Raw genomic sequence first — 24,261 nt, forward strand, 5'->3', positions numbered from 1 at the left:
CGAGGTGCTCGCGGGGGCATCCACCTGGACATTGGGAACGACTCGCAAGGAGCACTCCATGGAACTCAACGACTCTGCGAAAGACCCGTCGACGTACGCTGCCGGTCTCCCGGTGACGGACCCTGGGCCCGTCTACTCGTACCACCCCGTCCTGATCGATGTTCCCGGGCGCCCGGTTCCGCTGGCGGTTCGCGTGACGGCTCCGGCCGTCGGCGGTGAGCTGCCGGTCATCGTTCTCTCGCACGGGCACGGCCCGTCGACCTTTGTCTCCTCGTTCTACGGGTACGGTCCGCTGGTCAACTTCTGGGCCGCGCACGGCTTCGTCGTGATCCAGCCCACGCACCTCGACGCCACCTTCCTCGGCCTGCGAGAGGCCGACGACCCGGACGCGCCGCTGTATCTCAAGTCACGCGCCGACGATCTCCGCCAGGTCGTGGACCACCTCGGCGAGATCGAACGCGTCGTCCCGGGACTCGCGGATCGCCTGGACGACGGCCGTATCGCCGCTGTCGGTCACTCGGCCGGCGGTCACACCGTCGGCCTGATCTCGGGCCAGACCATCACCGACACCAGCGACGGGTCAACGGTCGGAGCCGTCGACGACCGCTTCAGCGCACGCGTCATGATCGCCGCCCCCGGCTGCGGCGAAGACCTGAACGGCCCGGCAGCGCAGCCCTACGTCGCACTCACCAGCACCAACTTCGACGGCATGACGCCCAAGGCGCTCATCGTCGTCGGCGAGAAGGACTGGCACCCCTTCTTCTCCGACCGGCAGGACTGGCGCAGCGACCCCTACACCGCAGCGCCCGGGCCGAAGACCCGGCTGGAAATCTTCGACGCCGAGCACGGACTCGGCGGCATCTCCACCTTCGACGCGGCCGAGACCACCGACGAAAACCCCGACCGAGTTGCCGCCGTGCGCGCGCTCATTTGGTCCTACCTGCGCAGCGAGCTCTACCCCGAAGACCCGGCCTGGACGCAGGCCACCGCTGCGCTCGCCGGCAGCACCACACCCATCGGACGCGTCGAGTCGAAGTAGTTCTCAAGCACGAGGTGGAAGACCGTGGCGTGCACCGAGCATCGGCACGCCACGCCGGATCGCGACGCCGGTGTCCGGCTGAGCGACGACGGAACCAGCCTTCGTGCGGGGCGCTCAGGGGGTCTGCAGTCGTTGCGTGATGAACAGGGCGGCGCGGTCCAGGGCGTGGTCGGCCTCGTCGAGCTGACCGATGAAGGACTGGAAGACGTGCGGAACGCCTGCGGTGATGTCGAGGATGACGTCGACCTCGGCGTCGCGGGCGCGTTTCGCCAGCCGGACCGAGTCGTCGAGCAGCAGTTCGTTCGTGCCGACCTGCAGCAGGATCGGCGGGAAGCCGGTCAGGTCGGCGAGCACGGCGGGCGCGGCGAGTTCCTGGTTCGGGTCCTGGCCGCCGAGGTAGAACTCCGCCGTGTGGGCCATGCCCTCCCGGGTGAAGAACGGGTCGACGCCTTCTTTGGTGTCCATCGACTCGCCTGTGCGGGTGTGGTCCAGGCCGGGCGAGAACGCGACCAGCGCGCTCGGCAGAGGTAGCCCGGCGTTTCGGGCGGCGAGGGTGGTGGTCACCGTGAGGCCACCACCGGCGGAATCGCCCGCGAACACGATCGACTCGGCGGCGACGCCGCTGTCGAGCAGGGACCGATACGCCGCGAGACAGTCCTCGATCGCAGCCGGGAAGGGGTTCTCCGGGGCCAGTCGGTAGTCGAGGGAGAAGGCCCGCACTCCTGTCCGGGTGACCAGACTCGCGGTCAGGCCCATCGCGGTCCGCGGAGATCCAAGCGCGAACGAGCCGCCGTGAAAATACAGGATGGTGCCCGGGCGGGCCTGGCCCTCCGGTTCGACAAGCACTGCCGGACGGCCGCCCAGGGTCAGCTCCGAGGTCCGCACCGGAGGAACCGGGAACGGCGCCATGAGCGTGGCGAAGCTCTCCCGCATCGTCTCGACCGGCTCGGGCGCGAAGCCCTTGGGCCCGCCGCCCAGCATGGCGCCGATGGCCGCGCGCTGTTCTCTGCTCATGTCCGACGCCTCCCACGGGCGATAAAGTAGCTGCCGTGGAAGCTAATATACCTGCCATGGCATCTTTTTCCGGTGCCGGGTCCGTCACACTGGCTCAGGTCTTCAGCGACCTGGTTCGCTGCGAGACGCGGCTCTACAACGCCCTGAACGAGACGTTGCGCCGCAAGCACGGCATCGTGGCTTCCCAGTTCGAGTTTCTGAGCTACCTACGTGACCATCCTGGTTCCCGGGTCGCCGATCTCGCCGAGTTTTTCGCGATCGGGGTCGGGGCGACCAGCAAGGGCGTGGGCCGCCTCGAAGCCCGGGCCTGGGTTCGGCGCGTGCCGAACCCGGCCGACGGCCGGTCACTGCTTCTGGAGTTGACCCCGCTGGGCGCGGAACTCGTCGGTGCCGCCGAAGGCACCTTCCAGGAACACCTGACCACGCACATCGGTCGGTCGATCGCCCCGGCCCAGGTCGCGGAACTCGGTCACACGCTGGCGCGGCTGCGCGCCAGCTTGGCGCACGGCGGTGTCGGCACGCCTGTCGGCTGACGAGCCTGCTTCGCGCGAGCGGGCGACAGACGCCGGCCGGCCACCCGCCGGCCACCGACCGCGGGCATACTGCGTCGCGTGTTGACCCGACTGGGCTACCTCGACGCGCCCGCGCCACTGGCGTTCGCCCACCGTGGCGGCGCGGCCGAGGGCGACGAGAACACCACCGAGGCGTTCGCCCGGGCCATCGGGCTGGGCTACCGGTACGTGGAGACCGACGTGCACGCCACCGCGGACGGCGTGGCGGTGATCTTCCACGATCCGACGCTGCGCCGGGTCACCGGTGAGGCGGGGCGCATCGCCGAGATGAGCTGGGCCGATCTCGCGTCGGTACGCGTCGGCGGCGCTGCCGTCGTACCCCGGCTCGACGAGGTGTTGGGCGCGTGGCCGCAGGTCCGCTTCAACATCGACGTGAAGGCCGACGGCGGCGTCGAGCCGACCGTCGCGACCGTGACCCGGGCCGGTGCGGGCGGCCGGGTGCTGCTCGCCTCGTTCAGTGACGCCCGGCTGACCCGGCTGCGGGCGCTCACCGAGGGGCGGGTCGCCACCAGCCTGGGCATGCGCGGCGTCGCCCGGCTGCGGCTCGCCTCCCTGCACGGGCGTCCGCTGCGGCTGCCGCCGTCGGTGGTCGCCGCGCAGGTGCCGCCAAGCTACCGGCGGGTGCCGGTGGTGGATCGCCGCTTCCTCGACTACTGCCACCGCATCGGCCTGCAGGTGCACGTCTGGACGATCGACGAACCGGCCCAGATGCACGAGTTACTGGATCGTGGAGTGGATGGCATCATGACCGATCACGTCGGCGTGCTGCGCGACGTCTACCGCAGCCGCGGCCACTGGGCCGCCTGACGATCGAAGGACCCCCGATGGCCGAGACCGTGACCCCCACGGTGGACGACACCCCTCCTGCGGCGAGCACTCGCCGGGAGCGGCGCGGCTGGTACATCTACGACTGGGCCAACTCCGCGTTCCAGAGCACCGTCATCACTGTGTTCCTGGGCCCGTTCATCACCACGGTCGCCGAGCTGGCCGCCGGTTGCGAGCTGGGCGCGGACACCTGCGACGGGTACGTGTACCCGCTGGGCATCCGGGTGGCGGCGGGGTCCTACTACCCGTACCTGATCTCGCTGTCGGTGTTCCTCACCGTGTTCGTGTTGCCGGTGATCGGGGCGATCGCCGACCGGTCGGCGCACAAGAAGCGGCTGCTCGGCGGCGCCGCGTTCACCGGCGCCGGCGCGACCATCGCGATGATCTTCGTCACCGGTGACCGCTACCTGCTCGGCGGGGCGCTGTTCCTGATCGCCAACATCTCCTTCGGCGCGGCCCTCGTGGTCTACAACTCGTTCCTACCGCAGCTCGGCGGCCCGGACGAACGCGACGCCATCTCCAGCCGCGGCTGGGCGCTGGGCTACCTGGGCGGTGGCCTGCTGCTGGCGTTCAACCTGGTCGCGGTCACCCTGTTCAGCGACGACGACAACCCGCAACGCACCCTGGACCTGGCCCGTTGGTCGATCGTCTCCGCCGGGGTGTGGTGGGCGGTGTTCACCCTCGTGCCGCTGCGCTGGATGCGGGAACGCCCCAGCGCGGAGGCGGCGCTGGCCCGGCAGGGCAACGTGCTCACCGACGGGTTCCGGCAACTGGGCCGCACCCTGCGGGAGATCAGGGCGTACCCGCTGACCCTGTTCTTCCTGCTGGCGTTCCTGGTCTACAACGATGGGATCCAGACCGTCATCACCCTGGCCAGCCAGTACGGCACCGAGGAGCTGCGGCTGGAGCAGAGCACCCTGATCATCACCATCCTGCTGGTGCAGTTCCTCGCCTTCGGGGGCGCGTTGGCCCTCGGCGCGTTGGCGCGGCGCATCGGCGCCCGCAAGACCGTGCTGATCAGCCTGGTCCTCTGGACCGCTGTGATCATCGGCGTGTTCCGGCTGCCGGCCGAGGCGCCGCTGCCGTTCATGGCCCTCGGCGCGGCCATCGGCCTGGTCCTCGGCGGCAGCCAGGCGCTGAGCCGGTCGCTGTTCAGCCAGCTCATCCCGACCGGCAAGGAAGGCGAGTACTACGGTTTCTACGAGATCAGCGACAAGGGCACCAGCTGGCTCGGGCCGCTCGCCTTCGGCCTGGTGTTCCAACTCACCGCCTCGTACCGGGTGGGCCTGGTCTCACTGCTGATCTTCTTCGTGGTCGGGTTCCTGCTCCTCGCCGCCGTGCCGCTGCGCCGTGCCATCGTGGCCGTGGGCAACACACCACCCCGGGTGCTCTGAGCACGGATCCCGCGCCCGACCGATCGGGCCCGGTCAATGGGCTAGGCTGCCCGACCGTGACCGACGACGCCGCCACCGCCCCGACCTGCCTGGCCCACCCCTTCCCCGGCCAGCCACACGCCCCGGCCGGGTGCGCGGCCGCGCGCGGGCTCGACGGGCGTCCGGTGCACGCGGCGGCGTTGAAGTTCTTCTGGGGGCCGATGGACTGCGGCAAGTCCACGATGGCGTTGCAGATGAACTACAACCACGCCCGGCAGGGCCGGCGCGGGCTGGTCACCACCCGCATCGACAGGTCGCTGGGCCCGCAGGTCACCACCCGCATCGGCCTGGCCCACGAGGCCATCGAGGTCACCGACGACCTGGACCTGCGGGCCCTGGTGCGCGGCCGGTGGGCCGACGGGGTACGCGTCGACTACCTCATCTGCGACGAGGCGTGCTTCTACACCGTCGAGCACGTCGAGCAGATGGCCGAGCTGGTCGACAGCTACGACGTCGACGTGTTCGCCTTCGGCCTGGCCACCGACTTCCGCTCGCGCATGTTCCCCGCCGCGCAACGTTTGTTCGAGCTGGCCGACGAGGTGGCCCGCATCCAGGTCGAGGTGCTCTGCTGGTGCGGTCGCGAAGGGCTGCTCAACGCCCGCGTCGTCGACGGGCGGGTCGTGCGCGAGGGCGCCCAGGTCGTCATCGGCGACACCGTCGACACCGCCGAGGTGCGCTACCAGGTGCTGTGCCGCCGGCACTACCGCAGCGGCGACCTCGGCCCCCGCGACTAAGGCGCCCGCCGCGCCGACCGCCGATCGGCCGCGATCACCCCGACCGTGATCAGCAGCGCCACCCCGGCGGCCAACGCCACCGGCGCCCGCAGCGCCACCGCCGCCGGGGACAGCGCGAGCAGCAGCAGCGTCGCCGCGACCCGGGCGACCACCCCGGCGTCACCGAGCGCCATCTGGTACGCGGCATGCCCGGCCAGGAACAGCGCGGGGCCGCCCAGGACGACCAGAGCGCTCGCCCAGCCGACCGGTTCACCGGGGGCGTGCAGCAGCCGCTCGTCACCGACGGCCGTGACGACGATGCCGCCCACCATCACCGGGTGCAGATAGTTGAACACCAGCCGGGAGAGCCGGCCGGCCCGCTCACCCGCGGCCGCCAACGCCGCGATACTGGCCTGCGCGCGGTCGAAGTACACCCACCACAGGGCCACCGAACCCGCGAAGGCGAGTAGGAACGCGGCGATCGTCACCCGGTCCAGCCGCTGCGTCAGCGTGCCACCGGTGATCAGGATCGACTCGCCCAGCGCGATGAGGATGAACGCCTGACAGCGTTCGGCCAGGTGCCCACCCTCCACCTGCCAGTGCTCCGGCGCACTGCGCCCCATCCCGGGCACCGGGAACCCGGCCGCCAGCCCGACCGAGTCGACGACGATCACCGCGATCCAGATCAGCTCCCGGGCCGGGGCGTCCACCAGCCCACCGGCGATCGCCAGGGCCGAGGTGCCGGTGACCCAGACGACACACTGCCGGAAACTGTCGCCGAGCCAGCGCTCGCCGCGGATCGCCCACATGGAGAAGGCCGTGCGGCCCACCTGCACCGCCGCGTACGCCGCGGCGAAGAGCAGCCCGTTGGCGCCGAACGCGGTGGGAAGCGCCGCGGCGAGCAGCAGACTGCCCAGCGTCACCACCAGCAGCGTGGTCCGCACCGGCGTCCGGTCCGGGTGCAGCCAGTTGCCCGCCCACACCGTGTAGATCCAGACCAGCCAGACCAGACCCAACAGCACCGCCGTCCGCCCGACACCCTGCCAGCTGAGGTTCTTGGCCAGGTAGTGCGACAGCTGGGTGATCGTGAAGACGTAGACCAGGTCGAAGAAGAGTTCGGTGGAGGTGGTCCGCTCCACGCCCCGGCGCGGGCGCAACAACTGCGGGTGAAGCGGTCCGCGGCCTGCCGGCGCCGCGCCGGTCACCGCGCAGCCGCCAGTGACCGGAACCGGTCGGTCAGGATCACCGCGACCGTCACCGCCAACGCCACCGCGGCGCACACCGCCACGGGTGCCCCCAGCACCACACCGACCGGCATCAGCGCCAGCAGGACCACCACCGCCGTGAGTCGGCTGGTCGGCAGGGTCCGCCACAGCAGCGCCTTGTAGGCGGCGTGGCCGGTCAGGAACAGCGCCGGACCACCGAGAACGAGCAGCACGTCGACCGTGGTGGCCGGTGCGCCGGGCTCCCGCAGCAACCGCTCGTCGGCCGCCGACGTGACGACGACACCGGCGACGATCACCGGGTGCAGGAAGTTGAACGCAACCCTGCTCAACGCGCCGGTGCGCTCTCCGGCGTGGGCGATGACGTCCGTGGCGGCCGGGGCCGAGCGGGCGAAGTACACCCACCACAGCGCCACCGAACCGCCGAACGCCAGCAGGAACGCCCCGGACGTCACCAGGTCCACGTGCGACGTGAGGGTGCTGCCGGTGACCAGGATCGACTCCCCCAGCGCGATCAGGACGAACGCCGCGCACCGTTCGGCCAGGTGCCCGCCCTCCACCATCCACCGCTCGGGCCGGCTGCGTCCCCGCCCCGGCAGCGGATAGCCGATCGAGAGGCCCACCACCTCGATCACGATCACGGCCGCCCACACCGCGTCCCGGGCGGCCCCGCCGACCAGGCCACCGAGGACCACGAGCACCGACGTCCCGGCGATCCACGGCAGTGACTGCTGAAATCCGGCCACCAGCCACGGGCTGCCCTGCACCGCCCACAACGCGAACAGGGTTCGGCCCACCTGCACGGTCACGTAGACCAGCCCGAAGAGTAGGCCGGTCGAGCCGAACGCCTCCGGGATCGCCGCCGACAACAGCACGCTGCCCAGCCCCACCCCGATCAGCATCGTCCGTACCGGTCCCTGGTCCGGTTGCAGCCAGTTGGTCAGCCAGGTGGTGTAGACCCAGACGAGCCACACCAGCGCCAGCAACAGACCGGTACGCCCGACGCCCCGCCAGTCCGTGTGCGCGATCAGGTAGTGCGACACCTGGGTGATGGTGAAGATGAAGACCAGGTCGAAGAAGAGCTCCGTCGAGGTGGTCGGCTGCACCCCCTCCCGTGGTCGCAGCAACTGCGGGCGTACCGGGGCGGCGAGCGGGGGCTCAGAAGGGGTCACCGCACACCCGCCATTTCCCGTCCTCGCGGACCACCGGCAGGCGACGTTCCTCGCTGATCCCGCCGTCGCGGGTCACCTTCACGGTCACCGTGCCGTGCGGTCGTCCGCTGCGGGTGGCGACCGACACGTCGGTGATCTCGTAGTCGGTGACCATCGGCGGCGTCCGCACCCAACTGGTGAAGCCGATCGCGCTCCACCGGCTGCGGGCGTCCTCGCAGAGTCGTTCGTACGCCCGGTCGCTGTCGCCGAGGGCCACCTCGCTGAGGAAACCGTCGGCGGTCTCCCGGATCGGGCCGGCGGCCTGCCGGACGGTCTGCAGGTTCCAGGCGCCCAACCCGGCCACCCCGACGCAGCACAGCGCCACGCCGAACCCGGCGAACGCCAACCCGGTGCGCATCGGGCGGTGACGCCGGGCCGGTCGGCTCCACGACTGGCCCGCACCCACGACTACCGACCGTAGAGAAGACGGTCACGCTGACGGGCGACAAGCCGGAAACTGGGTGCGCCCGATGGGTGGGTGTGCCCTGTTCGCGGCGGCTCCGCATCGTCTACCGTCGGCGCACACCCCCGAGCAGTGCCAGGAGCCGATCGATGAGCCGCTTCGTGCAGCCGACACCACCCCCCGTCGACCCGTACGCCGGCGATGGCCTGCTGCGGTCCTGGCTGGAGCGTCACCTCGGCCCGGGCGGGCACGCCGCCGCGAAGGGGCGTCTCGCCGACCTGGCCGCCGACGTCACCGGGCCACTGCGCGCGGCGCACGCCGACGCGGAGGCGCACCCACCGACGCTGGTCCGCTACGACCCGTGGGGCGCCCGGATCGACCGCGTCGACACCTCCGCCGGTTGGCAGGCGCAGCGCGCCGCCGCCGCCCGACACGCCGTGGTCGCGCTGCCCTACCTGCCGGACGCCCGAGGCACCTGGGGCGCCGCCGCGCGGGTCGTGCAACACGCCCTGCTGCACCTGTACGGGCCGGAGTCGGCCACGTTCTCCTGCCCGGTGGCGATGGCCGACGGGGCGGCGGCGCTGCTCAGCATGCCCGACGTCGACGCCACGGTCCGCGACGCGTGGCTGCCCCGGCTGATCTCCACGGACCCGGCCACGGCAATCACCAGCGGGCAGTGGATGACCGAGTCGCAGGGCGGCTCCGACCTGGGCCGATCCAGCACGATCGGGCGACCCGCGGCGGACGGCTCGTGGCGGCTGACCGGGGAGAAGTGGTTCTGCTCGGCCGCCGACGCGGCGATGGCGGTGGCGTTGGCCCGACCGGAGGGCGCCGGGCGGGGCAGCCGGGTGCTGGCCCCGTTCCTCGTCCCCCGGTACGCGGTCGACTCACCGTTGGCCGACGGCGCGGCGCCGGGCGCACCCGCACCGGGCGTCACGGTGCACCGGCTCAAGGACAAGCTCGGCACCCGGGCGCTGCCCACCGCCGAGATCGGCCTGCGGGACGCGTACGCCCTGCCGCTGGGTGACCCGGCGGTGCCCGGTCTGGTCCGGGCGATGACCCTGGTCGTGGTGACCCGGGTGCACAACGCGGCGGCGGCGGCCGGCGGGATGCGACGGGGTCTCGCCTACGCCCGCGCGTACGCCGACGTGCGGCACGTCGCCGGCGGTCCGCTGGCGTCCTCGCCCCTGCACCGGGCCACTCTGGGCACCCTCGCGGTCGACGCGGCGGGCGCGTTCGCCCTCGCCGGTCACGCCTTCGCCCTGCTCGGTCGGGTCGAGGTCGGCGCCGACCCGGAGGCGGCGGCGGAGCTGCGCATCGTGGCGCCGCTGGCGAAGCTGGCCACCGGTCGGCTCGCCGTCAGTTCCGCAAGCGAGTACGTGGAGAGCTTCGGCGGCGCCGGCTACGTGGAGGACACCGGCGTGCCCCGCCTGCTGCGCGACGCCCAGGTGCTGCCGATCTGGGAGGGCACCACGAACGTGCTGGCCCTGGACGTGCTGCGCGCGCTGACCCGGGAGGACGCCGGCGCGCCGCTGCTGAGCCGGCTCGCCGCCGCCGTCGACCTGGCTCGGCCGCTGTCGCCGGTGCTGGCCGACACCCTGGCCACCGCCGCCGCGCAGTTGGAGGAGACCATCACGGCGGTGACCGTCGACCCGGGTGCGTCGGCGGTGCTCGCGGGTGCCCGTGGTCTGGCGTTGCGCCTGGCGTACGCGCTGACCACCGCGTTGCTCGTCGAGCACGCCGCGTGGGGTGACGAGCAGGCGGAGTTGGCCGCCCGGTTGTGGGCGCGCCGCTGGCTGCGGCACGAGGAGATCGCCGAGGATGCCCACCACCACCTGGAACTGCTCTGCTGAGACGGCCGGCGCGGGCGAACGGGCGGGCGCGATGTCCGTGCTGATCGAGCTGGGTGACGACCGGGGCGCGCCCCTGGAGGAGCATCGGCCACCGCTGCGGCTGTCCCGCCGCTGGCGGGTGGCGGTGCTGGTGGCGGTCTGTGCGCTGCTCGGCGGCGCCGCCCCGGCCGCGCGGCTGACGCCCCAGGTCGCGCTGGCGGTGCCCGCCCGGGCGACAGTGCTCGGCGCGGGGCCGCTGCTGCTGGTCGTCGACCCGGATTCGAACCCGCCGACGTTGAGCGCCTACGACTCGGCCGCGCCGCACGGCCCGCCGCGGTGGCGGGTCACCGTGCCACCCGCCGCCGGATGGTTCGCCGAGGTCGCCGGTGACCTGTTGCTGCTTGTCGAACGCGACCAGGCGCACGGGGCACGGGTGACCACCGCGCGGTCGATGCGTACCGGTCAGCCGGTGTGGCGGCGACCCGAGCGGGTGTACGCGGCCGGGGACGCGGTGGTCGCGGTGAGCGAGGTGCGCAGCGTCTCCGAACCGGCACGGCGGGTCGAGGGCACTGTGCACTTTGTCGAGCCGGCGACCGGCGCGACCCGATGGTCGGTCCCGGTGCCCTCCACGGCGGTGCTGTGGGCGCTGCCGGGGCAGTTGCTGCTGGTGCAGGACAACGGACTGGCCCGGCTGCTCGACGCCCGTGACGGCACCGAGCGCGGGCGGGGACGGCTTCCGCCGGCGAACTATGGCCCGGACAATCCGCAGGTCGTCGGCGATCACCTGGTGCTGCGTCATCCGAGCGGCGCCGCGGTGGCGCTGACCGGGTACGACCTACCGGGGCTGGCCCCGCGCTGGCAGCTGCCGGCGGAGCCCGGTGAGTTGACCCTGCGGCCCTGCCAGGGTCTGATCTGCGGGCAGGACGAGCAGGGGCGCTGGGCGATCGACGCGGGCACCGGTGCGCGGGTGTGGACGTGGCCGGCCGGGGCGCGCTGGCGCACGGTGGCGGGCCCCCGGGTGCCAGCGGAGCCCCTGGTGGTGCTGGGGATGGCGGCGGACGGCAGGCGCCCCCTGGTCGCCACGTTGGGACGCGACGGTCATCGGGTGTCCATGGTGCTTCCGGCGGGTCTGACCGACTGCCGACGGGTCGGCACCGGCCTGATCTGCCGCGACGGCACAGCCCGCATGACGTTCTGGCCCCTCGACGTCCCCTGATTCGGCGATCAGCGCAGGGGGCCCCGGGCGACGGCGGCGCGCATCGTCGCCGGATCGCCGGCCGGGACGAACTCCAGCCACCAGGTGGCGCCGGCGGCGGCCAGCTCACCGAGGTATGCCCGTTCGGCCTGTTCGTCGGCACGGCGCCGCCGGCCGCCGATCGCCACGTCGAACGGCTGACCGTCGGCGCGCGCCGGTGGCAGGGATTCGACCAGGTCGCGTACCTCGTCGGGGGTGAAGTCGGACCACCCGTCGGTGTCGGTGAGCTTGTACGGCACGATGCCGTCGGCGCGGGCCGCACGGCGGCGCACCGCCCCGGCCTGGGTGCTCCCGCCGACCCAGACGGGTACTCGTGGTGACTGCACCGGCGCGGGTCGCAGCGCCACCGCGTCGGCGCGGTAGTGGGCGCCCTGGTGGCTGACCCGCTCACCGCTGAGCAGCCCGGTCAGCAGGTCGAGACCCTCGTCGAGCATCTCGGCCCGCACGGACACCTCGCTCTGTTCGCCGAAGGCGGCCAGACCCGGGTCGCCGGGGTCGCCGACACCGACTGCCACGGTGGCCCGGCCGGCGCTGAGGTGGTCGAGGGTGAGGACCTCCCGCGCCAACTTCGCCGGGCGACGCCGGGGCACCGCCGTGACCGTGGTGCCCAGCCGAACCCGGCCGGTGCGCCCGGCGATCGCGGCGAGGACCAGCCACGGGTCGTAGGTGAACGGGTCGGCACCGGAGTAGTGGATCAGATAGTCCTCCAGGAACACGCCGTCCCAGCCGGCGCGCTCGGCCAACTCACCCAGCTTGACCAGGGTGGACACCTCGACCGAGGCCCCGCCGCAGGAAATCTCCAGACCGTGTCTCATCCGCCGACCGTAGGGCGGGGGCCTGACACTCGGGCACGGCGAGCGTCGCGGGACCGGAGTTGTCGGGCCCCGGCGGCATACTGCCGGGATGACAGCTTCTGCCGACCTCGCGATGGTCAACCTCGACAGTTCCGACCCGGCCGGCCATGCCGCCTTCTACCACGAGGCGCTGGGCTGGGAGGTGACCCACAGCCAACCGGAGTACGCGATGATCAGGTCCGGTGGTGTCTCCATCGGCTTCGGCCTGGTCGAGGGTTACCAGCCGCCCTCCTGGCCGGATGAGACCGGCAACAAGCGCTTTCACCTGGATCTTTACGTCGACGACCTGGCCGCGGCGGAGGACAAGTTCGTCGCCGCGGGCGCGTCGAAGCCGGCCTTCCAGCCCGGCGGTGAGCGGTGGGTGGTGCTTCTCGACCCGATCGGCCAGCCGTTCTGCATCTGCCCCCGCCCGCAGGGCTGACGCCGCAGGCGCTGCCCGGCTGAGCAGCGCAACAGGCGTTGCTCAGCCGCGCCGCCGCGACCGGGCCGCCCACACCACGTAGGCCGGGTCGCGGTCGAGGTTGTGCCGGTCCCGGTCGTAGCGGCGGGTGGTGCGCGGGTCGGCGTGCCCCATGGCGTCCTGCACGTCCTCCAACGGCACGCCCTCCGAGCGGGCGGTGGTGGCGAAGGCGTGCCGCAGCGAGTGTGGGGACAGCTTCGCCCAGGCGGGGATGCCGGCGGCGCGGGCGAGCCGTCGGACCATTCGGAACACCGAGTGTCGGTCCAGCCGGGCACCGCTGGCGGTGACCAGCAGTGGGCCGGTGAGCTGCGGCACCGGCACGCCGGTGCTGGCGGCCCGTTGGGCCAGGTAGGCGTCCAGGGCGTACCCGGTGCCGGGGGTGAGTGCGCGGCGACGTTGTTTGCCGCCCTTGCCGACGAAGCGCACGCTGCGGTGGCCGCGTTCGGTGCCGAGGTCGGTCAGGTCCAGCGAGATCAGCTCCCCGACCCGCAGACCCAGGTCGGCGAGGAGCGCGAGCGCGGCCCGGTTGCGTACGGCGGTCACGCCGGTGTCCGCGTCGGCGGCGTCGAGCAGGGCGTCCACCTCCTCGGGGGTGAGCCCGACGGTGGCGGAGTGGTCCCGGTCGACGCGTGGGCGGTCGGCGCCGGAGACCGGGTTGGCCGGCACGGCGCCCAGTTTGACGAGGAAGTCGTACCAACTGGACAGCGCCGAGAGTCGGCGCGCGACGGTCGCCGGGGTCAGTGGGCGGCCGCTGCGGGCGCCGAGGCTGCTCTCCAGGGCGCGGGCGTACTCGTTGACGTGCAGGAACGTGGCCCGCAGCGGGTCGAGGTCGCGGCCGGCGCACCAGCGCAGCCAGCCGGTGACGTCGCGCCGGTAGGCGTCGCGGGTGTGCTCGGACAGCCGCCGGTTGCGCAGCCACGCCTCGGTGACCTCGACCGGCCCGCTCGGCAGCGCCGGTGGCGCGGGCGGACGGGCGAGCACCGGAGCGTCGGAGAACACCATGTGAAAAAGGCTCTCAGCCTCGGGTGGAATCGGCGTGCAGGCGCGCCGGTCCCACCCGACAGCGTGGCGGATCAGGCGTTGATCTCTCGGCGGGCGTCGCCGTTGGCCTTGATGGTCACCCGGCGGGGCTTGGCGCGCTCGGCGACCGGGATGCGCAGCGTCAGCACCCCGTTCTCGTAGCCCGCCTCCAGCTTGTCGGCGTCCAGTGTGTCGCCGAGGAAGAGTTGCCGGGTGAAGGTGCCCATCGGGCGTTCGGCGGCGACCAGTTCGACGCCGTCGCCGGCGGGCCGGCGACGCTCGGCGCGGACGGTGAGCACGTTGCGCTCGACCGTGCAGTCGATGCTGTCCGGATCGACGCCGGGCAGGTCGAAAGCCGCATAGAAGTGGTCGCCGTCGCGGTAGGCGTCCAGGTGCATCGTCGCGGGACGGGCCGCCGTACCGAAGAACTGCTCGGCGAGCCGGTCGATCTCGCGGAACGGGTCGGTACGCATCAACATGGTCATGCCTCCTCGGATCTCCTGGCCGAAGGTGATGAGTTGAGCCGGGGTGACTCAACTTCCTCTTCTTATTTAGCGTGTCCGCGCGCCGACGTCAACCGCTCACAACAGCCGCTTTTCGAACCAGTGCTCGGCGTAGGGGCGCCGCGAATACGCCGGAATCTCCGCGTAGCCGTGCCGGGCGTACAGGGCGCGGGCCTCGACCAGGTCGTGCCGGGTGTCGAGCCGGATCCGGTCCACCCCGGCCGCGCGGGCCCGTTCCTCGACGGCGGCCAGCAACGCGCCGCCCCCACCCGTGCCGCGCTGCCCGGGGCGGATGAACACCCGGGTCAGCTCGGCCCAGCCCGGTTGCCAGCGCAGTCCGGCACAGCCGGCCAGGTCGTCGCCGAGGTGAGCGAGCAGGAGCAACCCGCTCGGCTCGGTCAGGTCGTCGCTGGGCAGCTCGGCCAGGGCCGCGTCGACCTCGCCGGGCAGGGCCGGGCGACGGTGATAGCGAACGACCATCTCGGTCATGTACTCGCGCAGCAGGAGCGCCGCGTCGGGGTGGTCGGGCCGGACAGCTGTGGTTGCCCAGGTGGACCGGGCGGTCGTGGTCACCTGTTGATCATCACCGCCCGGTCAACGGTTTTATCCGGTGGCCCGGGCTCGCGCACCCGGTGTCGACGACTCGCCGATCCGCAGCAGCGGCCAGTCGGCCAGGTCCCGTAACAACTGCCGGTCGTGGGTGGCGATCACGACGGCGGCGCTCGTGTCGCGGACCGCGGCGGTCAGCTCGTCGGCCAGGGTCGACGACAGGTGGTTGGTCGGCTCGTCGAGCAGGATCAGCGTGGGCCGCCCCGCCAGCACCAACGCCAGGTCGAGGCGCCGCTGCTGCCCCTGCGACATCCGCCCGACCGGCATACGCGTCGCGGCGGAGTCCAGCAACCCGAGCGAGCCGAGCGACACGGTCTCGGCGGCGGGCAGCACCCCGCCGGACACCAGCCGGCCCACCTGGCGGGCGTACACCTCGTCGGCGCTGAGGTCGGGGGCCTGCCCGGCGGTCTCCTGGGTGAGCCGGGCGATGCGGGCCTCCCGCGCCGTCCAGGCGTGACCATTTGTGGGTTCGAGCGCTCCGGCCAGCACCGCGAGCAGTGTGGACTTCCCGGCGCCGTTGGGCCCGGTGACGAGCAGCCGGTCGCCGCCGTCGATGGTGAGGTCGACCGGACCAGCAAGCCGCCCGTCGACGGCGACGCCCTGCGCGCGTACCTGCGGCGCGCCCGGTCGTACGCCAAGGTCCGGGAACCGCAGCGCCGGCGGTGGTTTCGGCACGTCGATCCGGTGCGCCTGCAGTGCGTCCTGCTGCCGGTTCAGGGCCTGCACGACACCCGGCGCGCGGGACTGACGCTGGTGCCTGCCGGTCCCCTTGTCCGGCCGCCAGCCAGTGGAGAGCCGGTCGCGGGCCTTCGACACCGCGTCCTGGAGCCGTCGACGCTCGGCCTGCTGCTCCTCGTACTCCTGCTCCCAGTGCTCCCGCTCGCGACGCCGCGCGTCCTGCCAGGCGTCGTAGCCGCCGGCGTAGAGGCGCGCCCTGCCGTCGTGGGTGGGGTCGAGGTCGAGGAACCTGTCCGCGACGTCGCGCAGCAGCGCGCGGTCGTGGCTGACGATCGCGAGACCGCCGTCGTGCTCGCGTAGCCGGCGGGTCAGGAAGTCCAGGCCATCGGCGTCGAGGTGGTTGGTTGGCTCGTCGAGCAGCAGCGTGTCGTGCCGCGCGCCGAGCAGGCACGCCAGCCGTACCCGGTAACGCTGCCCGACCGACAACGTCGACAGGGGACGGCCGCGGTCGGTACAGGCGTGCAGGGCCTCCAGTGCCACGTCGACACGGCGTTCGGCGTCCCACGCGTCGAGCCGGGTGGCGGCGTCGAGCGCGGCGGCGTAGCGGTCCTCGGCGCTCGGATCGCCGTCGGTCAGAGCGAGGGTCGCCTCGTCCAGCGCCTCAAGGGCCGCGAGCGACGCGGCCAGCGCCTCGGACGTCAGGGTGCCGACCGTCTCGCCGTCGCGGGCGGACAGCTCCTGGCGGGCCAGTCCGATCGTGCCGGCCCGCTGGACGGTGCCGTCGTCCGGCGTGATCAGCCCGGCGAGGACGTGCAGCAGTGTCGTCTTGCCGCGACCGTTCTCGCCAACGACCGCCACCCGTGACCGGGCGGAGACGGTGACCGAGACGTCGTTCAGCACACGCCGGGACCCGCGGGTCACGGTGATGGTGGTGGCGCGCACGTGCGCGCTGCCGCCGGCCTCGATGGGCAGGGAGATGGTTGTGGGGTTCGGGGTGAGGTTCAACGGTGCTCCGCAGCTCGCGATGGAGCCGGGCAGCAGTTAACGTCCGCCCGGCGGGAACCGGGACGGCGGGCGCGAATTCAGCAGAAGGAAGGCGCCGCCGTCAGCGGGCGGAGCGAACCTTCTGCGACCAGATACCTCGTGCCATGACGGCGATGTTAACAACCTCGCCGCCTCAACTCCCGAGGGTTTCGCCCACCCCGTGGCCAGCGCGACACGAGGTGGGCGGGGGTACCAACGGGCCGCCTACCGGCGGCGGCGGGGCAGCAGGGCGATCAACGCGACCGCCACGGCCACGTGCGTCGCGCCGAGGGCCAGCTTGGCGCCGCCGGTGGCCTCCACGCCGAGCAGCGGAACGAAGGACAGCAGCGTCACGACGACGGCGAGCGAGGTCCAGACCGGTCGGGCGACCCGGGTGGCGAACCGCTCCAGGAGCGCCAGCGCCGCCCAGCCGAGCAGGGCGGCCCCCAGGGCGATCATGACGATCGCGCCGGCTCCGATGACCGTGGCGGGCTGACCCGGGCTCTCGACGGTGTAGTCGACTCCGGCCAGCGCGCCGATCGCCCAGATCGCCAGGGGTGCCACGACGGCGGCGGCGACACCGAGGGCGCGGCGGCGCAGTGGTGAGGGGGCGGGGGTCGTGACGGTGGCTGCGCTCATGACGGCTCCTCGTTCAGGGGAAACGAACGAGTACGACCGTAACAGATAGTCTTGTTCGGAACTATCTTTGTCAGAACTAACAGCCGGAGCGGGCCCCCGGCGCGTACGGGGAGGTGTTGGCAAGTGGTCCGCCCACCAGGGCCAGGAGCGCCCGCAGGAACACCTCCCGATCCTGCTCGGGCAGGGTCGCGAGCAGGTCGTCCTGGATGCGCTGGACCACCTGTTGCGCTTGCCGCAGCACCTGCTCCCCCGCCGGAGTCACCGCCACCAGCCGGGCACGCCGGTCCGTCGGCACCGGACGCCGCTCGGCCAGCCCGGCCCGCTCCAACTGGTCGAGCGTCACCACCATCGTGGTCTTGTCCACACCGCACCGCTCGCCGATCTCCCGCTGGGTCAGGTCACCGGTGCGGGCCTGCGCCAGCACGTAGTGCGCCCGCGGCGAGATGCCCAGCTCGGCCAGCCCTGCGGCGTGCTCGGTCTGCAGGGCGTGGCTCGCCCAGGAAAGCAGGAACAACAGGTCCGGCGGGCCGTCGGAGGGCGTGCAGGAGGTCATGCGCCGAGGCTAGCAAGATCCTCGACGACGGGACGGTTCGCGCGGCGGACGATCAGAGCCGCTGGTAGATGCCCTGCTCGCGGGTGAGCAACTGCTCGTCGATCAGGTACCGGCGCAGCGTCGCGTGATCCGACCCTCCCGCGGCGCACCACGGCTTGAGCGCGTCGTCGACGGCCCGCTCCGGGTAGCGGGTGCCCGGCTCGAACGACTGCTCGGCGATGTGCGTCAGCAGGACCCGCCGTCGGCCCCGCTGCGCCGGCAGACCCACCAGGACGTCGCCGCGCAAGAAGGTCCGCAGCACCGGGTCGGCGGCGGGGTCGGCGGCGTCGGCCGGGCGGCTGTCGCGCGCGGTCGCCCGCAGCGACGCGTCGTCGGCCGCGAGCGCCCCGTCCGCGCCGGTGACGAGGCCCGCGTCGGTGAGCCGGCGGACCCCGGTGAGCACCACCCGCGCCGGCAGGCCGGCCCGCTCGGCGACCTCGGTCGCGCTTGTCGCACCCAGCACGATCGCCGCGAAGATGCGTCGCCGTCCGTCGTCGGCCAGGGCTCCGGCCAGCGCATGCGCAGTCACGCCGGTCACCCTTCCATCAGCGGTACGCGGGCCGCCAGGCGTTTTTCGGCATGCTCATTCGACCTTCGGCGTGCTCGGCGGCTGTTCGGCGACGAGCAGCACCCGGCGCAGCAGGTCGGAGAGGTGTCGCCGTTCGGTCGCGTTGAGCGCGCCGAGCAGACGGTGCTCCTCGGCGCCCTGGACCTCCATCGCCCCGCGCCACGCGGCCTGACCCGCCTCGGTGAGCTCCACGTCGACTCGACGACGGTCGACTGTCGACGGAATGCGGCGCACGAAGCCCCGCCGCAGCAGCGCGTCCACCCGCGCGGTGATCGAGGCGGGGGCCATCGTGAGGTCCGCGGCGAGGTCCGAGGGTGCCGCCCGGCCCCGGCGGCCGGCCAGGGCGTGCAGGGTGTCGTACTCGTGGGCCGGCAGGTCGAGGTCGACCAGGACCCGCTCCTTGACCGCCCGCAGGTGCCGGGTCAGCCGGATCATCCTGGTCACGGCCCCCTCGACGTCCGCGTCGAGGTCGGGCACCACGGGGAGCCAGCGTTCGATGTGCTCGTCGACGGCGTCCGGGGTGGTGGTCATCGCGCCAGCTTACCTCTGCGCCGAAATATTCATTGCCGAAATATTCGATGTCGAAGTACATTGCGGTTATGGCTCACCCCCTGCGCAACCACTCCTTCCGGCTGCTGTTCCTGGGTCGCACCATCTCCGCCGTCGGCGACGCGGTGGTGCCCGCCGCGCTGGCGCTGGCCGTGCTGCGCGCCACCGGCTCCACCGGCGCGCTGGCCGTCGTCCTCGCCGCGGCGGTCGTCCCCCGGCTGCTCCTGCTGCCACTGGGCGGTGTGGTGGCCGATCGGTTCGACGCCCGCCGGGTCGCCCTGCTGGCCGACCTGGTCCGCTGCGTGACCCAGGTCGCGGTCGGCGTGGAGCTGCTCGGCGGCGACCCGTCGTTGACCACAGTGGTCGTGGCGTCCGCACTCGGCGGCACCGCCTCGGCGTTCGCCATTCCGACCGCGTCTCCGCTGGTCGCCGGCATCGTTGAGCCGGCCGACCGGCAACGGGCCAACGCCCTGATGGGGATCACCGCCAACACCAGCCGTCTCGCCGGGCCGGCACTGGCCGGCGCGCTGATCTGGGCCGCCGGGCCTGGCTGGGCGTTCATCCTGGACGGTGCCTCGTTCGCGCTCAGCGCCGCGCTCCTCGCGCTGGTGCGGGTCCGCCACGTGCCGGTGCCCCGCCGTTCCGTCCTCGCCGACCTGCGGCACGGCTTCGGCGAGGTGCGCGTCCGCGACTGGTTCTGGACCAGCCTGCTCGGGCACGGCGTGTGGAACGGCGCCGCCGCCGTGCTGATGACCCTCGGGCCGGCCGTCGCCATCGACCGCCTCGGTGGCGAGACAACCTGGGTGCTGCTGTTGCAGGCCGGCGCGATCGGGATGCTCACCGGATCGCTGCTGGCCGGGCGGGTGCGGCTGCACCGGCCGGTGCTGCTGGCCAACCTCGGCCTGGCCTGCTACGCCGCGCCGCTGTTCCTGCTCGCCGTCGCCGCCCCCGCCCCCGCGGTGATCGCCGCCTACGCGGTGGCGCTGACCGCCCTCGGCTACCTCAACCCGGTGTGGGAGACAGTCGTGCAGCACCACTTCCCGCCGGAGGTCCTGGCCCGGGTCACCTCGTACGACTGGCTGGTGTCGCTGGGCGCCATGCCGCTGGGCTACGCGCTGGCCCCGCTGGCCGCCGACGCGTTCGGCGCAGGCGTCCCCCTGGCCGCCGCCGGCCTGCTGGTCCTCGCCTCCTGCGCGGGCACCGCGCTCGTCCCCGGCGTACGCCGACTCACCTGGCCGGCGACGCCCCAACCGCAACCGACCGAACCCGCTGCCGTCCGTTGATCAGATCGATCGCCGGTGCGCGGCGGCCGACGGCCCGGCTGAACACGACAGGGGCTCCAGGGAGCCCTTGTCGAGTGGTCGGTCAGCCGGCGTCGCGTGCCATCGCGACGAAGCCCCGCCACGACTGAGGGCTGAAAGTCAGCGTGCCGCCGTCGCGGTCCTTCGTGTCGCGAACCAGGACCACGCCCGGAAGGTTGTCGGCAACCTCGACACAGTTGCCACCGTTGCCGCCACTCCTCGTGCTCTTCCGCCACCGCGCACCGGTCATGTCCATGATGCTGCCGCTTCTCTGAGAAGTTCCAACGAACGCCCTCGGGGCAGGGCCTCGCCGCGAATACGCTCCCACCGTCGCTCCAGGCTAACAAGATCCGACGTTTGATCGAGGATCTGCGCCCGTGCCGCGCTGTCGACGTGCGCGACCCGCGACCCGTCCGGCATGTCGGCGATGGTGAACGGGCCGTCGAGCCCGGGGTAGCTGGGCGCGTCCGCCGGGACGATGTGCAGCTGCACGGTGCCCGCCTCGGCGTGCCCGAGCAGGCGGGCGAGTTGCACCGCCATCAACGTGCGATCGTCGCCGACGCGTCGCCGCAACACTCCCTCGTCGAGCACGGCGATCAGCAGGGGTCCGCCGCTGTGGCCGAGAATTGCCTGCCGGTTGATCCGCGCCTCGGCGAACTCGGCGACCGCCTCCGGTGTCAGCACCCCACCGGCCAGGGTCGCCCGGGCGTACGCCTCGGTCTGTAACAGCCCGGGCACCCACGTCAGCTCGAACGACCGCAGCGTCACGGCCTCGCGTTCGAGGTCGACCCACGGCCGGAACCACACCGGCTCACGGCGACGGACCACGTCCGGCCACAGCGCGTCGGCGTCCTTCGCCAACAGCCCGGCCACCGTCGCACGGTGTCGGCTCTGGGGAATGTGCCCCGGGTTTGCCCACCTGGCGACGGTCTTCGGGTGCACGCCGAGCTGACCTGCGAGGCTCTCGGCGGTGTGACCCGCCGCGGCCAGCGCTGCGACAAAGGCGTGGTTCATGCCGTCCCTCCCCTGGAACAAATCCGCTGCTCTGAAGAGATTAGTTAACGCTGTGTGTTTGTCCAGCAACCCCCGGCAAAGTGCGGTGTAGACGGTGCTGCGACGAGGAGGAGAAGCTATGCCGAACGAGGTACGGTGCGGCGCTCTCAGGGCCGGTGACGTGGTCCTGCTGACCACCGCCGCGAGCGTCCAATTCAGTAGGCCGATCGTCGTCCGGGTCATCCGCGAGTTGCCCGACCGGCACACCTACGACGGTTGGCTCTGGCTCGACGCGTACGAGCTTGGCAGGAAAGGCGGAGCGGTCGCGCGGCGCGAGTTGTTCGTGATGCGCGGCGGGGTGCGGCTCGAGGCCCGCCGGTCCACAGCGGTCTCGCACCGCACAACGGTGGCGGTGGGCTGATGCCCGAGCGTCCGAACCACTCCCCGTTGCGGCCGTCGTGGCGCTGCCCGGCCTGCGGCATCCTGTGGCCGTGCTCGGCGGCGAAACTACGCCTCCTCGGCCAGTACCGCGAGGATCGGCCGGGCCTGTTGATCCACCTGGCGAAGGTCCAAGAGGAAGCCGCCGCCGATCTCGCCCAGCTCAACCCGGGCATCGCTTTGCCCGACCTGACCCCGCGTTTCGTCGGCTGGGCGGAGACCCGCTGAGGCTTCGTCGGCAACCTTCAGGGGTCTGTACACATCAGCGCAATGCGGAAGACTGACGGCGTGACGACCCGCCCCGGGATGAGGCCGGCGAAATGAGCCGGCCATTCAGGATTGTGGTCGCCGTGCTCGCCGCGGTGCACGCCATCCTGATCTACCTGGGGGTCACCGTCGAGGTGCGCTCGATGACGGAGTCGTTGACCGTCACGCGGACCGCCGTCGACTTCCCGACGCTCATCGCGAAGGGGATCGTCTTCTTCGCCCCCCTCGACACCACGACCGCTCCGATGATGGACGCGGTGACGCCCCTGATCCGCTGGGTCGTGATCATGCTGATCGCGGTGTCGACGTACCTGGCCTGCGGGCTCGTCACCCGACAGACGCACCCGTTCATCGCGGCGATGACCGGCGCGGCCGCCGCCCTCACCGCCACGGCAATCGGGGACCTGCTCTGGTGGGCCACCCTCGTGGTCCGTGTGCACAGCGCCCCCGCCGGCTGGTACGCCAACGAGGCACTGGACCACTCCACGCTCCTCGCCAGCGCGCACCTGACGCTGACGGGCTGGACGTCGGACGCTCTCTTTCTCGGCTGCCTGTTGGCGGTGACGAACGCATTCCTGGTCGGTGGCACCAGCCTGGCGATCCTGCTGCTGGGCCGTCTGCGCAAGGACACCGCCGACGGTGGTGGCGAAGACGAGACCGAGGAGACGGAGCCAGCAGCCCGCGTTCCGCTGATTGGCGACGTGCGAGGACGCGGCGCGAACCTTGCCCTGGCCGGCATCCTTCCGGTGCTGGTGCTCACGCTGGTCAACGGCACGCAGGCGGTGTGGGACAGCTATTCGGGGAGAGGGTTCCTGGGGCTGCTCAGGGAATTCCTGTACCGCACCGCCCTGTCGCCGCCGCCACGCGTACGCGATGACGTGGAGTACCGGCTGACGCACGAGATCGAGCCGAATCCGCTGTCCAGGGACGTGTGGGTGCACAGGTCGGTGCTCGCGCTCGCCCTGCTGCTGGTGCTGTGGTTCCTGCTGTGGGTGCTGCTCAGCGGCCTGCCGACCTCCGGGCAGCGCCTCGGGCTCGTCGTCGTCTCTTGGGGTGCCACGATCGCGGCGTGCGCGCTGACCGCGACGTCCGATGTCCTCGTCGACTGCGCGGTCTCGGGCTCCCCCACCGGCTGCGCGCCCTGGGAGTCCCTGGGCAAGGAGTTGACCTCCTCGCTGCGCTTCGGTGCGGCCTGGGGTTGGCTCGTCGCGCTGGCAGTGCTGCTGGCCCGTCGGCTCCTCGGCACCGCCACGTCCATCGATTCGCAGGAGACCCCGGTCCATGAGTCCACGTAACAAGCGCCCGCGTCCTCGCAAGGCGCGTACCCCGGCCCCGGTGTCGCCGCCCGCGTCGGCCGCCGTCGCCTGGTGGAAACGTCCCGTCACCTGGCTGCTGACGATAGTGGTCGGTGCCGTCGCCACCTGGCTCGGCGCCGTGGTGCTCGGCATGATCAACCAGTGGAAGCCGGCGAACGAGCTGGCCGAGGAGTTGGCCGGCCGGGGGCCTGTCGTCGTCCTGGACCTGAAGCACGTTCCCTATCCGCAGGAGGGTGCGACCGCCTACGTCTACCCCGCCGGCGCGGACCTGGTTCGCCTGGACGCCGCGCGGCCGGACGATCCGACGGTCGAGGCCGACGCGGTCGACATCGACCGGAGCACCTGGGAGGTCACGCTCGTCGGCACGCGGGAGGAGGCCGTCGAGGCCGTCGAACTCCGGCCCGTCCTCGTCGAGCCCTGCCGGCCCCCGCTCACCGGGACCCAGGAGTCCAACCCCTCGCAGGGCGACTCCAAGAAGGTTGTCCTCGTGACACACGTGGACCGACCGAATCCCCGCATGCTCGTCGAGGACCCGGATGGCGAGGATGCCGGGGCCCCGTTCTTCGCCACCCACAAGATCACCCTGCCCAGAGGTGAGAAGAACGTCATTCAGGTACGAGCGCTCAGTGCCAAGCAGCACTGCCGATGGCGGCTGGAGTTGGACTACCTCGCCGACGGACGACGCCAGACCATGGTGATTTCGGCACCCGGCGACAAGCCGTTCGAGGTGACCGGACGCGCGGACGACTCGGCCTACACCTGGGTCTACCTCAATCCGTTCAATGGCTGTCGGGCCAAGGACGGCAGCAAGACCGATCGGCTGCGCATCACCGGAGCGGAGTACGCGCAGATGCTGCGCGACAAGCGCAACTGCCCCTACTGAAGGCATTAATCCTGGCCCCGGTAAACCTCGTGAGCCGAGGTGGTGTCT

28 protein-coding genes are annotated in these 24,261 nt (G+C 72.2%); 13 read left to right on the top strand and 15 right to left on the bottom strand.

The window, feature by feature from the left end:
- Positions 1-58: 58 nt before the first annotated feature.
- Positions 59-1,039, top strand: a complete 981-nt coding sequence (locus tag ACLQ3B_RS27910; protein WP_425783659.1) for an alpha/beta hydrolase family protein — start codon at positions 59-61, stop codon at positions 1,037-1,039.
- 114 nt (positions 1,040-1,153) lie between these two features.
- Here the strand turns inward: ACLQ3B_RS27910 and ACLQ3B_RS27915 are convergent, their stop codons facing one another.
- Positions 1,154-2,053, bottom strand: coding sequence for an alpha/beta hydrolase (locus tag ACLQ3B_RS27915; RefSeq protein WP_425783660.1), 900 nt, complete (start codon positions 2,051-2,053; stop codon positions 1,154-1,156).
- 56 nt (positions 2,054-2,109) lie between these two features.
- On the opposite strand from ACLQ3B_RS27915, the gene ACLQ3B_RS27920 reads away from it, so the two are divergent.
- The 4 genes from ACLQ3B_RS27920 (at position 2,110) to ACLQ3B_RS27935 (ending at position 5,617) form a co-directional block, all read left to right on the top strand.
- Positions 2,110-2,586, top strand: coding sequence for a MarR family winged helix-turn-helix transcriptional regulator (locus tag ACLQ3B_RS27920; protein WP_425783661.1), 477 nt, complete (start codon positions 2,110-2,112; stop codon positions 2,584-2,586).
- Positions 2,587-2,664: 78 nt separating this feature from the next.
- Complete coding sequence (locus ACLQ3B_RS27925; RefSeq protein ID WP_425783662.1) at positions 2,665-3,432, top strand: glycerophosphodiester phosphodiesterase; 768 nt, start codon at positions 2,665-2,667, stop codon at positions 3,430-3,432.
- A gap of 17 nt (positions 3,433-3,449) precedes the next feature.
- Positions 3,450-4,844: an MFS transporter gene (locus tag ACLQ3B_RS27930; protein ID WP_425783663.1), complete on the top strand. Its 1,395-nt coding sequence runs from the start codon at positions 3,450-3,452 to the stop codon at positions 4,842-4,844.
- 56 nt (positions 4,845-4,900) lie between these two features.
- Positions 4,901-5,617, top strand: a complete 717-nt coding sequence (locus ACLQ3B_RS27935) for a thymidine kinase (RefSeq protein ID WP_124821847.1) — start codon at positions 4,901-4,903, stop codon at positions 5,615-5,617.
- On the opposite strand, the gene ACLQ3B_RS27940 is transcribed toward ACLQ3B_RS27935, so the two are convergent.
- The 3 genes from ACLQ3B_RS27940 to ACLQ3B_RS27950 all read right to left on the bottom strand — a co-directional run bounded on the left by ACLQ3B_RS27940 (position 5,614) and on the right by ACLQ3B_RS27950 (position 8,436).
- Positions 5,614-6,735, bottom strand: a complete 1,122-nt coding sequence (locus tag ACLQ3B_RS27940) for a low temperature requirement protein A (RefSeq protein WP_425783664.1) — start codon at positions 6,733-6,735, stop codon at positions 5,614-5,616. The two genes, ACLQ3B_RS27935 and ACLQ3B_RS27940, sit on opposite strands and share 4 nt — an antisense overlap.
- Before the next feature lie 62 nt (positions 6,736-6,797).
- Positions 6,798-7,991, bottom strand: coding sequence for a low temperature requirement protein A (locus tag ACLQ3B_RS27945; protein WP_425783665.1), 1,194 nt, complete (start codon positions 7,989-7,991; stop codon positions 6,798-6,800).
- Positions 7,978-8,436 carry a hypothetical protein gene (locus ACLQ3B_RS27950; protein WP_425783666.1) on the bottom strand — a complete coding sequence of 153 codons (459 nt, stop codon included), beginning with the start codon at positions 8,434-8,436 and terminating at the stop codon, positions 7,978-7,980. The genes ACLQ3B_RS27945 and ACLQ3B_RS27950 overlap by 14 nt, the downstream gene beginning before the upstream one ends.
- A 146-nt stretch (positions 8,437-8,582) precedes the next feature.
- Between ACLQ3B_RS27950 and ACLQ3B_RS27955 the strand changes: the two genes are divergently transcribed.
- The gene (locus tag ACLQ3B_RS27955; protein WP_425783667.1) at positions 8,583-10,286 is read left to right on the top strand and encodes an acyl-CoA dehydrogenase family protein; all 1,704 of its coding nucleotides are present in this window, start codon (positions 8,583-8,585) and stop codon (positions 10,284-10,286) included.
- Positions 10,255-11,481 carry a PQQ-binding-like beta-propeller repeat protein gene (locus tag ACLQ3B_RS27960; protein ID WP_425783668.1) on the top strand — a complete coding sequence of 409 codons (1,227 nt, stop codon included), beginning with the start codon at positions 10,255-10,257 and terminating at the stop codon, positions 11,479-11,481. The genes ACLQ3B_RS27955 and ACLQ3B_RS27960 overlap by 32 nt, the downstream gene beginning before the upstream one ends.
- Before the next feature lie 8 nt (positions 11,482-11,489).
- On the opposite strand, the gene ACLQ3B_RS27965 is transcribed toward ACLQ3B_RS27960, so the two are convergent.
- The gene (locus ACLQ3B_RS27965) at positions 11,490-12,335 is read right to left on the bottom strand and encodes an LLM class flavin-dependent oxidoreductase (RefSeq protein ID WP_425783669.1); all 846 of its coding nucleotides are present in this window, start codon (positions 12,333-12,335) and stop codon (positions 11,490-11,492) included.
- 88 nt (positions 12,336-12,423) lie between these two features.
- Between ACLQ3B_RS27965 and ACLQ3B_RS27970 the strand changes: the two genes are divergently transcribed.
- The gene (locus ACLQ3B_RS27970) at positions 12,424-12,795 is read left to right on the top strand and encodes a VOC family protein (protein ID WP_425783670.1); all 372 of its coding nucleotides are present in this window, start codon (positions 12,424-12,426) and stop codon (positions 12,793-12,795) included.
- A gap of 42 nt (positions 12,796-12,837) precedes the next feature.
- Here ACLQ3B_RS27970 and ACLQ3B_RS27975 read toward each other — a convergent pair whose 3' ends face one another.
- From ACLQ3B_RS27975 to ACLQ3B_RS28010, 8 genes are all read right to left on the bottom strand, one after another.
- Positions 12,838-13,836 carry a tyrosine-type recombinase/integrase gene (locus ACLQ3B_RS27975; RefSeq protein WP_425783671.1) on the bottom strand — a complete coding sequence of 333 codons (999 nt, stop codon included), beginning with the start codon at positions 13,834-13,836 and terminating at the stop codon, positions 12,838-12,840.
- A gap of 71 nt (positions 13,837-13,907) precedes the next feature.
- Entirely contained in the window at positions 13,908-14,333 is a 426-nt protein-coding gene (locus tag ACLQ3B_RS27980; RefSeq protein ID WP_425783779.1) for an Hsp20/alpha crystallin family protein, read from the bottom strand.
- Between the two features lie 102 nt (positions 14,334-14,435).
- Entirely contained in the window at positions 14,436-14,930 is a 495-nt protein-coding gene (locus ACLQ3B_RS27985) for a GNAT family N-acetyltransferase (RefSeq protein ID WP_425783672.1), read from the bottom strand.
- Positions 14,931-14,960: 30 nt separating this feature from the next.
- A complete protein-coding gene (locus tag ACLQ3B_RS27990; RefSeq protein WP_425783673.1) occupies positions 14,961-16,649 on the bottom strand; it encodes an ABC-F family ATP-binding cassette domain-containing protein in 1,689 nt (562 codons plus the stop codon).
- Between the two features lie 243 nt (positions 16,650-16,892).
- Entirely contained in the window at positions 16,893-17,306 is a 414-nt protein-coding gene (locus tag ACLQ3B_RS27995; protein ID WP_425783674.1) for a DUF6069 family protein, read from the bottom strand.
- Between the two features lie 76 nt (positions 17,307-17,382).
- Complete coding sequence (locus ACLQ3B_RS28000; RefSeq protein WP_425783675.1) at positions 17,383-17,859, bottom strand: MarR family winged helix-turn-helix transcriptional regulator; 477 nt, start codon at positions 17,857-17,859, stop codon at positions 17,383-17,385.
- Positions 17,860-17,911: 52 nt separating this feature from the next.
- On the bottom strand, positions 17,912-18,427 hold the full coding sequence (locus tag ACLQ3B_RS28005; protein WP_425783676.1) for a DUF2087 domain-containing protein: 516 nt from the start codon (positions 18,425-18,427) through the stop codon (positions 17,912-17,914).
- A gap of 54 nt (positions 18,428-18,481) precedes the next feature.
- A complete protein-coding gene (locus tag ACLQ3B_RS28010; protein ID WP_425783677.1) occupies positions 18,482-18,997 on the bottom strand; it encodes a MarR family winged helix-turn-helix transcriptional regulator in 516 nt (171 codons plus the stop codon).
- A gap of 68 nt (positions 18,998-19,065) precedes the next feature.
- Between ACLQ3B_RS28010 and ACLQ3B_RS28015 the strand changes: the two genes are divergently transcribed.
- Entirely contained in the window at positions 19,066-20,298 is a 1,233-nt protein-coding gene (locus ACLQ3B_RS28015; protein ID WP_425783678.1) for an MFS transporter, read from the top strand.
- Positions 20,299-20,380: 82 nt separating this feature from the next.
- On the opposite strand, the gene ACLQ3B_RS28020 is transcribed toward ACLQ3B_RS28015, so the two are convergent.
- Together ACLQ3B_RS28020 and ACLQ3B_RS28025 are read right to left on the bottom strand one after the other, a co-directional pair.
- Positions 20,381-20,572, bottom strand: a complete 192-nt coding sequence (locus ACLQ3B_RS28020; protein WP_091398120.1) for a DUF397 domain-containing protein — start codon at positions 20,570-20,572, stop codon at positions 20,381-20,383.
- Positions 20,563-21,330 (bottom strand): DUF5753 domain-containing protein, encoded by a 768-nt coding sequence (locus tag ACLQ3B_RS28025; protein WP_425783679.1) that lies wholly within the window; start codon positions 21,328-21,330, stop codon positions 20,563-20,565. Before ACLQ3B_RS28025 ends, ACLQ3B_RS28020 begins: the two co-directional genes overlap by 10 nt.
- Before the next feature lie 118 nt (positions 21,331-21,448).
- On the opposite strand from ACLQ3B_RS28025, the gene ACLQ3B_RS28030 reads away from it, so the two are divergent.
- From ACLQ3B_RS28030 to ACLQ3B_RS28045, 4 genes are all read left to right on the top strand, one after another.
- Positions 21,449-21,730 (top strand): hypothetical protein, encoded by a 282-nt coding sequence (locus ACLQ3B_RS28030; protein WP_425783680.1) that lies wholly within the window; start codon positions 21,449-21,451, stop codon positions 21,728-21,730.
- Complete coding sequence (locus ACLQ3B_RS28035; RefSeq protein ID WP_425783681.1) at positions 21,730-21,975, top strand: flavin reductase; 246 nt, start codon at positions 21,730-21,732, stop codon at positions 21,973-21,975. Before ACLQ3B_RS28030 ends, ACLQ3B_RS28035 begins: the two co-directional genes overlap by 1 nt.
- A gap of 92 nt (positions 21,976-22,067) precedes the next feature.
- Positions 22,068-23,309: a hypothetical protein gene (locus ACLQ3B_RS28040; protein ID WP_425783682.1), complete on the top strand. Its 1,242-nt coding sequence runs from the start codon at positions 22,068-22,070 to the stop codon at positions 23,307-23,309.
- Entirely contained in the window at positions 23,296-24,213 is a 918-nt protein-coding gene (locus ACLQ3B_RS28045; protein WP_425783683.1) for a hypothetical protein, read from the top strand. The genes ACLQ3B_RS28040 and ACLQ3B_RS28045 overlap by 14 nt, the downstream gene beginning before the upstream one ends.
- The last annotated feature ends 48 nt before the right edge of the window (positions 24,214-24,261 follow it).

Source organism: Micromonospora sp. DT53, from assembly GCF_049841535.1.
Taxonomy (GTDB): Bacteria; Actinomycetota; Actinomycetes; order Mycobacteriales; family Micromonosporaceae; genus Micromonospora.

Excerpts from the sequence above, each read along its gene's own strand:
- ACLQ3B_RS27910 (WP_425783659.1), top strand. The coding sequence starts at position 59 with ATGGAACTCAACGACTCTGCGAAAGACCCGTCGACGTACGCTGCCGGT.
- ACLQ3B_RS27915 (WP_425783660.1), bottom strand. The coding sequence starts at position 2,053 with ATGAGCAGAGAACAGCGCGCGGCCATCGGCGCCATGCTGGGCGGCGGG.
- ACLQ3B_RS27920 (WP_425783661.1), top strand. The coding sequence starts at position 2,110 with ATGGCATCTTTTTCCGGTGCCGGGTCCGTCACACTGGCTCAGGTCTTC.
- ACLQ3B_RS27930 (WP_425783663.1), top strand. The coding sequence starts at position 3,450 with ATGGCCGAGACCGTGACCCCCACGGTGGACGACACCCCTCCTGCGGCG.
- ACLQ3B_RS27955 (WP_425783667.1), top strand. The coding sequence starts at position 8,583 with ATGAGCCGCTTCGTGCAGCCGACACCACCCCCCGTCGACCCGTACGCC.
- ACLQ3B_RS27960 (WP_425783668.1), top strand. The coding sequence starts at position 10,255 with ATGCCCACCACCACCTGGAACTGCTCTGCTGAGACGGCCGGCGCGGGC.
- ACLQ3B_RS27965 (WP_425783669.1), bottom strand. The coding sequence starts at position 12,335 with ATGAGACACGGTCTGGAGATTTCCTGCGGCGGGGCCTCGGTCGAGGTG.
- ACLQ3B_RS27970 (WP_425783670.1), top strand. The coding sequence starts at position 12,424 with ATGACAGCTTCTGCCGACCTCGCGATGGTCAACCTCGACAGTTCCGAC.
- ACLQ3B_RS27975 (WP_425783671.1), bottom strand. The coding sequence starts at position 13,836 with ATGGTGTTCTCCGACGCTCCGGTGCTCGCCCGTCCGCCCGCGCCACCG.
- ACLQ3B_RS27980 (WP_425783779.1), bottom strand. The coding sequence starts at position 14,333 with ATGTTGATGCGTACCGACCCGTTCCGCGAGATCGACCGGCTCGCCGAG.
- ACLQ3B_RS27995 (WP_425783674.1), bottom strand. The coding sequence starts at position 17,306 with ATGAGCGCAGCCACCGTCACGACCCCCGCCCCCTCACCACTGCGCCGC.
- ACLQ3B_RS28000 (WP_425783675.1), bottom strand. The coding sequence starts at position 17,859 with ATGACCTCCTGCACGCCCTCCGACGGCCCGCCGGACCTGTTGTTCCTG.
- ACLQ3B_RS28010 (WP_425783677.1), bottom strand. The coding sequence starts at position 18,997 with ATGACCACCACCCCGGACGCCGTCGACGAGCACATCGAACGCTGGCTC.
- ACLQ3B_RS28015 (WP_425783678.1), top strand. The coding sequence starts at position 19,066 with ATGGCTCACCCCCTGCGCAACCACTCCTTCCGGCTGCTGTTCCTGGGT.
- ACLQ3B_RS28020 (WP_091398120.1), bottom strand. The coding sequence starts at position 20,572 with ATGGACATGACCGGTGCGCGGTGGCGGAAGAGCACGAGGAGTGGCGGC.
- ACLQ3B_RS28025 (WP_425783679.1), bottom strand. The coding sequence starts at position 21,330 with ATGAACCACGCCTTTGTCGCAGCGCTGGCCGCGGCGGGTCACACCGCC.
- ACLQ3B_RS28030 (WP_425783680.1), top strand. The coding sequence starts at position 21,449 with ATGCCGAACGAGGTACGGTGCGGCGCTCTCAGGGCCGGTGACGTGGTC.
- ACLQ3B_RS28035 (WP_425783681.1), top strand. The coding sequence starts at position 21,730 with ATGCCCGAGCGTCCGAACCACTCCCCGTTGCGGCCGTCGTGGCGCTGC.
- ACLQ3B_RS28040 (WP_425783682.1), top strand. The coding sequence starts at position 22,068 with ATGAGCCGGCCATTCAGGATTGTGGTCGCCGTGCTCGCCGCGGTGCAC.
- ACLQ3B_RS28045 (WP_425783683.1), top strand. The coding sequence starts at position 23,296 with ATGAGTCCACGTAACAAGCGCCCGCGTCCTCGCAAGGCGCGTACCCCG.